The 11599-nt window shown below is 36.1% G+C and carries 13 protein-coding genes; 7 read left to right on the top strand and 6 right to left on the bottom strand.

Features of this window, described 5'->3' with window-relative positions:
• Positions 1-76: 76 nt before the first annotated feature.
• Positions 77-757, bottom strand: coding sequence for a hypothetical protein (locus tag BFS35_RS10625; protein WP_099581515.1), 681 nt, complete (start codon positions 755-757; stop codon positions 77-79).
• A gap of 129 nt (positions 758-886) precedes the next feature.
• On the opposite strand from BFS35_RS10625, the gene BFS35_RS10620 reads away from it, so the two are divergent.
• From BFS35_RS10620 to deoB, 5 genes are all read left to right on the top strand, one after another.
• Entirely contained in the window at positions 887-1339 is a 453-nt protein-coding gene (locus BFS35_RS10620; protein WP_099581513.1) for a Dps family protein, read from the top strand.
• Between the two features lie 114 nt (positions 1340-1453).
• Positions 1454-2383: a sugar-binding transcriptional regulator gene (locus tag BFS35_RS10615; protein ID WP_199798225.1), complete on the top strand. Its 930-nt coding sequence runs from the start codon at positions 1454-1456 to the stop codon at positions 2381-2383.
• An 83-nt stretch (positions 2384-2466) separates the two neighbouring features.
• Entirely contained in the window at positions 2467-3129 is a 663-nt protein-coding gene (gene deoC / locus BFS35_RS10610) for a deoxyribose-phosphate aldolase (protein WP_099581511.1), read from the top strand.
• Between the two features lie 59 nt (positions 3130-3188).
• Positions 3189-4490 carry a pyrimidine-nucleoside phosphorylase gene (locus BFS35_RS10605; RefSeq protein WP_099581578.1) on the top strand — a complete coding sequence of 434 codons (1302 nt, stop codon included), beginning with the start codon at positions 3189-3191 and terminating at the stop codon, positions 4488-4490.
• 106 nt (positions 4491-4596) lie between these two features.
• Complete coding sequence (gene deoB, locus BFS35_RS10600) at positions 4597-5772, top strand: phosphopentomutase (RefSeq protein WP_099581509.1); 1176 nt, start codon at positions 4597-4599, stop codon at positions 5770-5772.
• A gap of 42 nt (positions 5773-5814) precedes the next feature.
• On the opposite strand, the gene BFS35_RS10595 is transcribed toward deoB, so the two are convergent.
• Both BFS35_RS10595 and BFS35_RS10590 read right to left on the bottom strand, forming a co-directional pair.
• Positions 5815-6081, bottom strand: coding sequence for a hypothetical protein (locus BFS35_RS10595; protein ID WP_099581507.1), 267 nt, complete (start codon positions 6079-6081; stop codon positions 5815-5817).
• A 78-nt stretch (positions 6082-6159) separates the two neighbouring features.
• Positions 6160-6840, bottom strand: a complete 681-nt coding sequence (locus BFS35_RS10590) for a hypothetical protein (RefSeq protein WP_099581505.1) — start codon at positions 6838-6840, stop codon at positions 6160-6162.
• A gap of 161 nt (positions 6841-7001) precedes the next feature.
• Between BFS35_RS10590 and BFS35_RS10585 the strand changes: the two genes are divergently transcribed.
• The gene (locus BFS35_RS10585; protein WP_099581503.1) at positions 7002-7610 is read left to right on the top strand and encodes a hypothetical protein; all 609 of its coding nucleotides are present in this window, start codon (positions 7002-7004) and stop codon (positions 7608-7610) included.
• 60 nt (positions 7611-7670) lie between these two features.
• Here the strand turns inward: BFS35_RS10585 and BFS35_RS10580 are convergent, their stop codons facing one another.
• From BFS35_RS10580 to BFS35_RS14230, 3 genes are read right to left on the bottom strand one after another with little or no spacing between them, the layout of a single operon-like run.
• Positions 7671-8156 (bottom strand): S-ribosylhomocysteine lyase, encoded by a 486-nt coding sequence (locus BFS35_RS10580; RefSeq protein WP_099581501.1) that lies wholly within the window; start codon positions 8154-8156, stop codon positions 7671-7673.
• Between the two features lie 14 nt (positions 8157-8170).
• A complete protein-coding gene (locus tag BFS35_RS10575) occupies positions 8171-9316 on the bottom strand; it encodes a bifunctional cystathionine gamma-lyase/homocysteine desulfhydrase (RefSeq protein ID WP_099581499.1) in 1146 nt (381 codons plus the stop codon).
• A 2-nt stretch (positions 9317-9318) separates the two neighbouring features.
• On the bottom strand, positions 9319-10839 hold the full coding sequence (locus tag BFS35_RS14230) for a pyridoxal-phosphate dependent enzyme (protein WP_099581497.1): 1521 nt from the start codon (positions 10837-10839) through the stop codon (positions 9319-9321).
• A 153-nt stretch (positions 10840-10992) separates the two neighbouring features.
• Between BFS35_RS14230 and BFS35_RS10565 the strand changes: the two genes are divergently transcribed.
• Positions 10993-11535, top strand: a complete 543-nt coding sequence (locus BFS35_RS10565) for a GrpB family protein (protein WP_158554304.1) — start codon at positions 10993-10995, stop codon at positions 11533-11535.
• Positions 11536-11599 lie beyond the last annotated feature (64 nt).

Genomic DNA, 11599 nt, shown 5'->3' with positions numbered 1-11599 from the left:
TTATATGTGAGATTTTAGATAAACGCAACAATGCCGGATACTTAGAGTATCCGGCATTGTTGTGTTATGAGATGGTCTAAATCATCTTTCTTACTGTAATTTGATAGACGATATTGATGATAATTGCGACAGAAGCGATAACTGATAGTGCGAAGTGCTGTGGGACACCTGTAGCATACCCATAGATTGTAATCAGCATCATAGCTGCAGGTAATAAAATATTCGTGATTTTAAATGCATTATATAAACCTGTAAATATCGTATACATTTCTTCTTTAGAGAGTGAATCGATAAGCTTATCATCAAAATCTGCTTCAAAGTTCTCAGGTAAGTCACGTTCCGGATACAACTTGTTGATCATGCTATATCCATAGTAGCGCATCAGGACTGCGATGATTAACACGATAATACTGATAATTCCTAGATATAATGGTGCATCATTAATACTGATTAATAAAATTGATCCGAGTGCAAAATAAAATGAAATAATGATAGCGATATTCATCTCAGAAAATTTCTTAAATGATGCTCTGTCCTGTTCATAATGTTCTAAACTAGGATCGTTATCTACTTTATAGGCAAGTTTACTGTAAATATAGGCAATAATAGCAAATAATACAGCAAATATGCATAACACAACGATATATGGGGTAGAAGTAAGTATATCGGTTAACGGCAGTTTCCAGTAATCAATTGTGAGCAGCATAATAGCAGCGAGTATTGCGATAATAATAGGTAATATGTATTTTCTAAACATGGTGGCCTCCTCTTTTTTAAATAGTATACCCAATTATTTAAAATTGAGACAGACAAAATCACTTGCTTAATTATAATGATTATAATATAATAATTAATATAAATAAGAAATTAAAAGGAGAGATTATGAATGGCTAAAAAAACACAAGAAAACAAAGTAGTAGCAGCATTAAACCAACAGGTGGCAAACTGGACGGTCCTTTATACGAAATTACACAACTATCACTGGTATGTAAAAGGACCACACTTCTTTAGTTTACACACTAAATTCGAAGAGTTATATGATGAAGCTAACGTATACATTGATGAATTAGCTGAACGTATTTTAGCTATCGAAGGAAATCCTATTGCAACGTTAAAAGAAAGTTTAGATTTATCTGTTGTTAAAGAAGCTAAGAAAAATTTATCTGCTGAAGATATGGTGAAAGATTTATCTAAAGACTTTGATAAAGTGATTAAACAATTAGAAGAAGGTAAAACTACTGCTGAAGCAGCAGATGATGAAATGACTGCTGATATGTTCTTAGGTATGATTACAAACCTTGAGAAACATAACTGGATGTTAAAATCATTCTTAGGATAATTTAAAATCTAACGCGTTAACATTAGTTAATAAATTAATTGATACACTTCAAAGGAATTGAAGTGTATTTTTTTATGTTTTCCCTTAGAATGGATGTAAGTAGAGGTGAGCATAATGGAAGAAAAAATCAAACAATGTATCAGAATCGCAAAAATGTATTACGAGGAAAATTTAGGACAAAAAGCAATTGCTGATGAACTTAATATTTCCAGACCGACAGTATCGAGACAACTTCAATTTGCTAAAGATATGGGGATTGTCAATATAACGATTCATGACCCGTATGAGAAAAGTGAAGAACTCGCAGAATTACTGAAAGAAAAATATAATTTAAAGCATGTCTTAATTAAAGAAGTATCAAGTGATAAATATGAAATTGTGCTCAGTGCTATAGCAGAAGCAGCTGCAGAATTTCTTCATGAAAATGTGAAGAACAATGACGTTGTCGGCATCAGCTGGGGAAAAACGATGTATGAAACTGCTAACTTAATGAAGCCGACAAATTTAACTGGCGTGTCTACCATTCAGTTAAAGGGTGGTATTTCATACTCAAATATAAAGACGAATTCGCATGAAACGTTAGCTTTATTTGCAAAGAGCTTTAATTCCATTCCGCGTGATTTACCTGTACCTGTTATTTTTGATAACAAACAGGTGAAACAATTAGTGAGTGAAGATCGCCATATTAAAGGGATATTAAACATGGCAAGTGAATGTGATGTTGCGATATATACTACCGGTACAGTGCGTGATGAAGCACTGTTGTTTAAGCTTGGCTTTTTATCGGACGATGAAGTGAAACGTCTGAAGCATGAAGCGGTGGGTGACATCTGTTCAAGATTTTATAATAAGAATGGGAGAATTGCTGACGTCTGGGTCGATGATCGTACGATGGGTGTGACGCTGGATACATTAAAGCAGATTCCAACAAGCATACTCGTTGCAGGGGGTAAACATAAAGTAGAAGCCATTCGAGGTGCTCTCGCTGGTGGTATCCCGAATGTCCTGATAACTGATAGCATTACGGCTAAGCAATTAATTTAACTTGAACGTAATTTCATTTATCGTTTTTACTTTTGTTCAATATCTGTTATAATGGGATTGAATATAAGGGAGGAATAAATAATATGAATTTAGCGAAATATATTGATCATACTGCTTTGAAACCAGAAACGACGACTGCCCAAATTGAACAGCTTGCACAAGAAGCGCGTGAATACGGATTTATGAGTGTTTGTGTGAACCCGACACATGTAAAGTATGCACATGCTTTATTAGAGGGTACTGATGTTTTAGTATGTACTGTAATCGGCTTCCCGTTAGGAGCTAACACACCAGCAGTAAAAGCATTTGAAACGAAAGATGCAATTGCGAATGGTGCAGGTGAAGTTGATATGGTAATTAATATCGGTGCGGCTAAGAGTGGTAACTTTGATTTAGTACGTGAAGATATTAAAGCGGTAGTCGATGCTGCAGGAGATGTTACGACGAAAGTAATTATCGAAACAAGTCTGTTAACTGACGAAGAGAAAGTGAAAGTTTGCGAAATTGCGAAAGAAGTAGGGGCAGATTTCGTTAAGACTTCTACAGGATTCTCAACAGGTGGAGCAACAGTCGCAGATGTGAAATTAATGCGTGAAACAGTAGGACCTGATATGGGTGTGAAAGCATCTGGTGGTGTGCGTTCTTATGAAGACGTTAAAGCGATGATTGATGCAGGTGCTACACGTATCGGTGCATCAGCTGGTGTACAAATTTTAAAAGGTGAAGAAGCTAAAGGGGATTATTAATTCCCTTTCACTTTTAGTGTAAAAGAAAACGCTTACAAAATAAATGGAGGTCATTAATGATGAGAATGGTAGACATTATAGCAAAGAAACGTGACGGACATGCATTAACGAAAGAAGAAATCGAGTTTTTCATCAAAGGATATACGAATGGTGAAATCCCTGATTATCAGGCATCAAGTTTAGCGATGGCGATATTCTTCCAGGATATGAACGATGAAGAACGTGCTAACTTAACGATGGCGATGGTTGAAAGTGGCGATCAGATTGACTTAAGTGCTATAGAAGGTGTGAAAGTTGATAAGCATTCAACTGGCGGTGTTGGTGATACGACAACTTTAGTATTAGGACCATTAGTAGCAGCGCTTGATATTCCGGTTGCGAAGATGAGTGGCCGTGGATTAGGACATACAGGTGGGACGATTGATAAATTAGAAGCGGTAGAAGGATTCCATGTTGAAATTTCAGAAGAAGACTTCGTTAAGATTGTAAATGAAGATAAGTTAGCGGTTATCGGACAAACAGGCAATTTAACACCGGCAGATAAGAAATTATATGCATTACGTGATGTTACAGGAACAGTGAACAGTATCCCGTTAATCGCATCAAGTATTATGAGTAAGAAGATTGCAGCAGGAGCAGATGCGATTTGTTTAGATGTTAAGACAGGTGCCGGAGCATTTATGAAGACAGAAGAAGATGCAGAGCAGCTTGCACATGCAATGGTTAAAATCGGAAATAACGTTGGACGTAACACGATGGCGATTATCTCTGATATGAGTCAACCGTTAGGATTTGCAATCGGAAATGCATTAGAAGTGAAAGAAGCGATTGAAACATTACGCGGTGAAGGACCGGAAGACTTAACAGAACTGGTGCTTACTCTAGGAAGTCAAATGGTCGTGTTAGCGGGTAAAGCAGAATCATTAGATGAAGCACGTACGAAATTGCAGGAAGTAATTGATAATGGTAAAGCGTTAGAGAAATTTAAGACATTCCTTGCAAACCAAGGTGGAGATGCGTCAGTCGTTGATGATGTAACGAAGTTACCTCAAGCAGAATATGTGATTGAAGTACCAGCGAAAGCAAGTGGCGTCGTAAGCAAGATTGTAGCAGATGAAATAGGAGTAGCATCGATGTTACTTGGGGCAGGACGCGCTACGAAAGAAGACGTTATTGATTTAGCGGTAGGATTGATGTTACGTAAGAAAGTCGGCGACAAAGTTGAAGCGGGCGAATCACTTGTAACAATATACGCAAACCGAGATAATGTAGAAGACGTTATGAATAAGATTTACGACAATATTGAAATTGCAGACAGTGCAGAAGCACCAGTATTGATTCATAAAGTTATTACTGAATAGTTGGATTTGGATTGGATTGGATGTGAGAGCGATGTGTCCAATAAACACGAGATATTGGACAAGTCACCACTGAAATCCACCAAAATCAGCACAACGCAAAGGAGAGATAATCATGAAATTTAATAGAATTCATTTAATCGTAATGGACTCTGTAGGTATCGGTGAAGCACCGGATGCTGACAAGTTTGGCGATGTTGGTAGTCACACTTTGAAACATACGTTAGAAGGTTACGAAGGACAGCTACCAAACTTAGAGCGTTTAGGTTTAGGAAATATTGCTGATCTTCCAGTAGTAAATAAGGTAGATGAACCGGTTGGCTATTATACGAAATTGTCTGAAGCATCAGTTGGGAAAGATACGATGACTGGACACTGGGAGATTATGGGATTAAATATCGATAAACCATTTAAAGTTTATCCTGATGGATTCCCTGAGGAACTCGTACAAGCAATCGAAGAAATGACTGGACGCAAAGTTGTTGCCAATAAACCGGCATCAGGTACAGCAATCATTGACGAGTGGGGCGAACATCAAATGAAGACTGGCGATTTGATCGTCTATACTTCAGCTGACCCTGTATTACAAATCGCTGCACATGAAGATATTATTCCGTTAGATGAATTATATGAAATCTGTGAGAAAGTGCGTGAGTTTACAAAGGATCCTAAATACTTGATCGGTCGTATTATTGCAAGACCATATGTAGGGGAACCTGGAAACTTTACGAGAACATCCAACCGTCATGATTATGCGTTGAAACCTTTCGGACGTACAGTAATGAATGAAATGAAAGATGCTGGTTTAGATGTAATCGCAATCGGTAAGATTAATGATATTTATGATGGAGAAGGTGTCACTGAGTCAATCCGTACGAAAGATAACATGGATGGTATGGATAAGTTATTAGAAGTTGTAAAACGTGATTTCAAAGGTGTAAGCTTCTTAAACTTAGTAGATTTTGATGCTTTATATGGTCATCGTCGTGATAAAGAAGGTTATATGAATGCGATTAAAGCATTTGATGAGCGTTTAGGTGAATTATTAGATGAACTTCGAGAAGATGATCTATTAATCATTACTGCAGACCATGGTAATGATCCAACAATGCCTGGAACAGATCATACGAGAGAATATGTACCTTTATTGATGTATTCTAAATCAATCGGTAATGGTGAACTTTCAGGACATGACACATTTGCTTCAATTGGAGCTACGATTGCAGATAACTTTGAAGTGAAATTACCTGAGTTCGGAGAGAGTTATTTGAGTGAATTGAAATAGAAACTAATAAAAATGCTCGCTACATATTGTAGTGAGCCATTTTTATATCACTTGTCGTTCAATCGCGCGTAAAGTATTAAAGAAGTCCATGATCTCTTCAAAGTGAGTGCCACGATTTTTATAATGGTATTCTATAAAGTATATGGCATCAGCAAGTTTTTGTGGCAAATCATACTGGATGCTCATTGTTGATTTAAATTTTTTTAAATCTATAGAATGGATTTCATCATAATATTTATTATAAAGATCGATGGATTCTTCTAAACCATACGACATAATTAAGTTTAAACGTTCTTTTTCTGTAAACATGTCTATCATCTCCATGATAGACATCTTACCCCTTTAATATTGAGGTGGAGTGAATTTAAAGTAAATTATCTGTAAATGTTAGTTTTCAGCGATACTTTTAATGAATGTTTTCATTTTATCGTAATCGTTTACTGAGCGGGAAAGGAAGAATTTCTTCTGCTTTCGTACGAGTAGATTACGTTTATTCGTTATCGCTTCACCTGTAAATTTAAGTCCTCGCCATGTTTCTTTCTGAACTTTAATATGCTGTATATAGAAGACCTCATCAAGTGGTTTACTAAACAGTGCTGCATGCATGAATTTATAGAGTTCACCTGGTGTACTATTTGTTTTTGAAGTGCTTGAAGTCCCTTTATTATCACGCATAAAGTCTCCGGTGTAAATCGGTAGATCTGTTATATTAACATTTGGACGTGTAAATATGGCTAAGTAAAGGTGATGATCTGTGATATCACCGATGTATAGTTCTTCCTGACGCTCATTATATTTTACGAGTAATTCAACGATCCAGAATGTTAATGCGATAAGTATGGTGATGACAATCAGAATAATGATCCATGAAGGAATATTTGTAAGTTCACTAATATTTTCTGTAAAGAAAATGTCTAAAGTAAAGGGTAATACACTATATATGTCCGGAAATAATAAAACAATAACCATTTGTAGCATCTGCTCAAATATAAGTAATATAAAAATAACAAAAAGTGTTGTGTATACGAACGGTAAAAGTTTATTTACTGGTGTTCGTGAAAAAAGCATACATAAAACCTCGTTTCTTAAAGTACAAACACTACATTACCATGTTTTTTATTTTTTTTATAGTTTTTTATAGATTTTTATAGTTTTTCAATAGTTTCGCTTAAAAGAAGGATGAATGGGGTATAGTGAAATAAAATAACGTAGATAAAGGGGACGTCACTATGAAATGTAACTGTAAAAAGACGACTGGTGCGGTCGGTGCAATTGTATTTGTTGCAGCGAGTGGAGCACTTTATTATTTCTTAACGAAAAATCAAAAACAAAACGATGAGGTACAAAATTTGAAACATAATGATGAGAAGAAAAAAAGCGTCAATGTTGAACTTGTAAAACCGGAACCGACACCACCTGAAGCTGTAGGTAAAGAGTTTCATATGCCACACTTTATGGTGAAGAATTTAGTCGTAACGCCAAACGATAATGGTGTTGCTTTCCGCTTAGATTATAGAATTGATCGTGTGTTATACAATTATTTAATGCATAATACACCGCATTATCGTTTCAGATTTACATTGCCATTAGAGTTGAAACCTTACTTTGAAGGTAATGGTACGACTAAAGTTTTAGGTGAACTTGTTTATGGTACTGGAGAGAAATCAGATTACAGCGTAACGTTTAACTTTAAGAAGCATGATGACATTGATCGTGCGAAGATGTATGAAATTGGTGAGATGACTGGGCCATATCATTTAGATATTGTTGATGAACAGTTAAAAGTATTGAACGAATATGATGATGTTTATGCAGCCGCTAATTTAATTAGATTTTAATCAATGAATTATTGTGATTGAGTTAGAAAAAAATCCACCTCAGACGAGGTGGATTTTTAATTATTCTGCTGGTGCTTTACCTTCTTGATAAATATTTCTCCAGCCTTCTTTTTTACTTAACATTTCTTTAGCAATAGCTTGCGCACCTTCTAATGAGTGGCTTGCAGCCCATCCACATTGTACTTCGTTACATGCTGGTACTTCTGTAGCAGCAAGAACGTCATTTAATGTTTTTTCCAGGATAACTAACACGTCTTCATAGTCATCATGGTTAATTAGTGATAGGTAGAATCCTGTCTGACATCCCATTGGTGATAAATCTACAACTTTATCTGTATGATTACGGATGTTCTCAGCCATTAAATGTTCTAATGAATGAAGTGCAGGCATTTCCATATGTTCTTTGTTTGGTTGTTTGAAACGGATATCGTATTTGTTAATAACATCGCCATTGATACCTTCTTTAATACCTGCTAAACGTACGAATGGTGCGTCTACGATTGTATGGTCTAAGTTAAAGCTTTCAACGTTCATTTTTTGTGTCATGATATGCCTCCTAATTATTTAAGTAATGAAAATCCTTCTTTTAAATCTGCTAATAAATCTTCACTATCTTCAATACCCACTGAAATACGCACTAATCCATCAGTGATGCCTAATTCTAAACGACGTTCACGTGGAATAGATGCATGTGTCATTTGACTTGGTACAGAGATTAAACTTTCAACTGCACCTAATGATTCAGCTAATGTAAAGTATTTTAAAGATTTTACAAGTAGTTCAGCATTTTCTTTAGAACCCACATCAAAAGAAATCATACCACCAAATCCAGTTGCTTGTGATTCATGAATTGCTTTACGTTCTGCATCTAATAATGATGGATGGAAGATATTTGTTACTTTATCTTGTGATTGTAGGAATTCGATAATTTTCATCGTTGATTTTTCAGTTTGTTCCATACGCAGTGCTAATGTTTTAATACCACGTACAAGTAAGAAACTATCTTGTGGCCCAAGAATACCACCAACAGAGTTCTGGATAAAGTGGATTTGTTCTGATAATTCTGGAGTACGAGAAACAAGTAATCCTGCTACAACATCACTATGACCACCGATATATTTTGTTGCTGAATGTAATACGATATCAACACCTAGATCGATTGGATTCTGGAAATATGGTGTCATAAATGTATTATCTACTACTGAGATTAAGTTGTTTGCTTGTGCGATTTCTACCATTGCACGAATGTCAGTAACATTGAGTAATGGATTTGTCGGTGTTTCGATATATAACATCTTAGTTTCAGGTGTAATTGCCGCTTTAACCGCTTCAACATCTGTTGTATCTACAAACGTTGATTTAATACCGATACGGTCAAATACTTTAGTAAATACACGGTATGTTCCGCCGTATACGTCGCTACCAACCACAATATGGTCACCGGCATTTAACAGCATCACTACTGTTGATACTGCTGCCATGCCTGAACCGAATGCGAAACCTTCGTGTCCATGTTCAAGGTCTGCGATTAATGTTTCTAAGGCAGTACGCGTTGGGTTCTTCGTACGAGAATACTCATAACCTTGTCGTAAGTTACCGATACCATCTTGTTTATATGTGCTTGTCTGATAAATTGGTGCATTGACTGATCCAGTAAAAGCATCAGTCGTTTGTCCACCATGAATCATCATTGTTTTTTTCTTCATTGTTATTCTCCTTTAATATTAAATATTGCTTGTGATAAATATCTGTCACTTGCATCCGGGAAGATGACTACGATATTTTGATTCGTAAAGTGTTGTTGCTGATTTAACGCTGCCTGTAATGCAGCACCAGATGAACTACCTTGCATTAACCCTTCAAGCTTAGCAAGTTCTGACACTTTTGTAAAAGCATCGATATCAGAGATCGTTTCAACTGCATCGATTAAATCTTTCGGTAAGAAGTCTGGCCATTTTTCAACACCGATACCTTCAGTTCTGTGACTGCCTGATGCTCCACCATTTAATATTGAACCTTCCGGCTCTACGATTACTTTATGTGCATCTTTAAAGTAATGTGCTAGTCCTGTAAACGTACCACCTGAACCAGCGCCAGCTACGATCATATCAACGCGTCCAACATCAGCGATAATTTCATTGGCAAGTTCTTCATAACTAGAAGGATTATCAGGCGATTCGAATTGATTTGTGAAGAATGCGCCAGTTTCCTGTGCATATTTCAAAGCTTCCTCGCGTGCAAATAGCATCCCTTTTTCTGTTGGTGTATTGATAATTTCTGCACCTAAAGCACGCATGATGCTTTGTTTTTCAACACTGAACTTCTCTGGAACGTATACACGTAACTTTAAATCAAACTTCTGGCATACGAGTGCTAACCCGATACCAGTATTTCCGGCTGTTGCTTCTACGACTTGACCGCTTTTAATATCGCCGCGATCTAACGCTTTCATAATAATATTTAGTCCTAATCGATCTTTTACCGAGCCACCTAAATTATGATGCTCTAGTTTTGCGAAAATACGATTTCCCTTATTTAATGGAAATGCTGTAATTTCTATCATCGGTGTGTGACCGATTAAATCGAATGGTTTTTTAATTGTTTTTTTTTCTAAAATTTGCAGATGTGCAAAGCGGTTCAGTTGCGTATCGTGATAATCGAAGCCGTTGCGACTCGCGATGCTTTCCATTGTCTCTTTTAATGGATAGTATTCACGGTTTAAATCTTCTACTAAATTATTAAAGCCAAGTGACGTATAATGCTCTATCATCGACTGTTTCTCTTCTTCAGAATTGAAGATTGTATCTAAAATGATGACACGGCCACCTTCATTTAATAATTCCGCATACTTACCGATAGCGATATCTTTTTCTGTATCCGTTAAGTGATGGAATGCAAATGAAGAGATAAATGTGTCAGCTGGTTGCTGTTTAAAGTTTAAAAAGTCACCACGCTCAAAAGTAATTCCAGTCTTCTTTTCTCCGATGGCAGCCATTTCTTCACTCGGTTCAATCGCACGTACGTTTAAACCTTGCTGTAAAAGGTAATTAGTTAAATTACCGGTACCCGGTCCAAATTCTACAACATCGCCTTTAGCGTATTTCACTGCTTGGGCGATCATAAAGTCATAGTTCACAAAAACATCTTTATACTCAGGGTCCTGACCAGTTACGAAGTTATCGTATTCTGATGCCCAGTCTTTAAATATATCCATAAAAGGTAAGCTCATTATTATTTTCCGCTCCTATACTTTAAGTAATCTTATCGGTTAACTCGGAATTAATAATAACATGACATAAAGTAGAAAACAACGAAATAGTTTGTGAACATGGTCACAATAAGATATAATAGTTTTATTACAAAATTTGAAAGTTGGTGGCATATGAAGAGGATTGTTGTTTTATCATATGATAGTATTTGGCAGCATTTGTTTTTAGATGAAAGCAGAAAATTAAAAAATAGTATTAAAGAGCACGCCGATAATATATTGCATATCGGTTCAACAGCAGTCCCTGGTATGTCGGCTAAACCAATTATTGATATGATGATTGTCACTAAAAGTTTGCAGCTCTTTGAAACACAGCATATGGCTTTAATCAATTTAGGTTATGAAAGCATCACACCGGAATTTAAAGATAGTCTGCAATATGTGAAGCGCATTTCAGGTGACAGAACGCATCAACTCTATATTTTTCCTGTAGGTCACGAAAAGATTATTGAAATGACTGCGTTTACCAGTTATTTGAAATATTATCCGAGCGAGATGGAACGCTATAATAGTGTGAAAAGAGAACTCGCTAAAATGTATCCATTTGATGTGCAGACGTATGAACAGTCTAAACTGATCTTTGTAACTGTGATGACGGTAAAAGCAGTGGACTGGTATAGTGATAGAACATCTCATGAAGATGTTTCAATAATTTAAGTCTAAGATTGAAGTAATTACTTCAGTCTTATTTTTTTATCATTTTAAAGAATAATACAAAAAT

It is taken from the genome of Macrococcoides goetzii (assembly GCF_002742385.2).
GTDB lineage: Bacteria > Bacillota > Bacilli > Staphylococcales > Staphylococcaceae > Macrococcoides > Macrococcoides goetzii.
The sequence above is the reverse complement of the archived record's forward strand: the minus strand, read 5'-3'. Positions and strand labels throughout refer to the sequence as shown.

Excerpts from the sequence above, each read along its gene's own strand:
- BFS35_RS10625 (WP_099581515.1), bottom strand. The coding sequence starts at position 757 with ATGTTTAGAAAATACATATTACCTATTATTATCGCAATACTCGCTGCT.
- BFS35_RS10620 (WP_099581513.1), top strand. The coding sequence starts at position 887 with ATGGCTAAAAAAACACAAGAAAACAAAGTAGTAGCAGCATTAAACCAA.
- BFS35_RS10615 (WP_199798225.1), top strand. The coding sequence starts at position 1,454 with ATGGAAGAAAAAATCAAACAATGTATCAGAATCGCAAAAATGTATTAC.
- deoC (WP_099581511.1), top strand. The coding sequence starts at position 2,467 with ATGAATTTAGCGAAATATATTGATCATACTGCTTTGAAACCAGAAACG.
- BFS35_RS10605 (WP_099581578.1), top strand. The coding sequence starts at position 3,189 with ATGAGAATGGTAGACATTATAGCAAAGAAACGTGACGGACATGCATTA.
- BFS35_RS10595 (WP_099581507.1), bottom strand. The coding sequence starts at position 6,081 with ATGTTTACAGAAAAAGAACGTTTAAACTTAATTATGTCGTATGGTTTA.
- BFS35_RS10590 (WP_099581505.1), bottom strand. The coding sequence starts at position 6,840 with ATGCTTTTTTCACGAACACCAGTAAATAAACTTTTACCGTTCGTATAC.
- BFS35_RS10585 (WP_099581503.1), top strand. The coding sequence starts at position 7,002 with ATGAAATGTAACTGTAAAAAGACGACTGGTGCGGTCGGTGCAATTGTA.
- BFS35_RS10580 (WP_099581501.1), bottom strand. The coding sequence starts at position 8,156 with ATGACACAAAAAATGAACGTTGAAAGCTTTAACTTAGACCATACAATC.
- BFS35_RS10575 (WP_099581499.1), bottom strand. The coding sequence starts at position 9,316 with ATGAAGAAAAAAACAATGATGATTCATGGTGGACAAACGACTGATGCT.
- BFS35_RS14230 (WP_099581497.1), bottom strand. The coding sequence starts at position 10,839 with ATGAGCTTACCTTTTATGGATATATTTAAAGACTGGGCATCAGAATAC.
- BFS35_RS10565 (WP_158554304.1), top strand. The coding sequence starts at position 10,993 with ATGAAGAGGATTGTTGTTTTATCATATGATAGTATTTGGCAGCATTTG.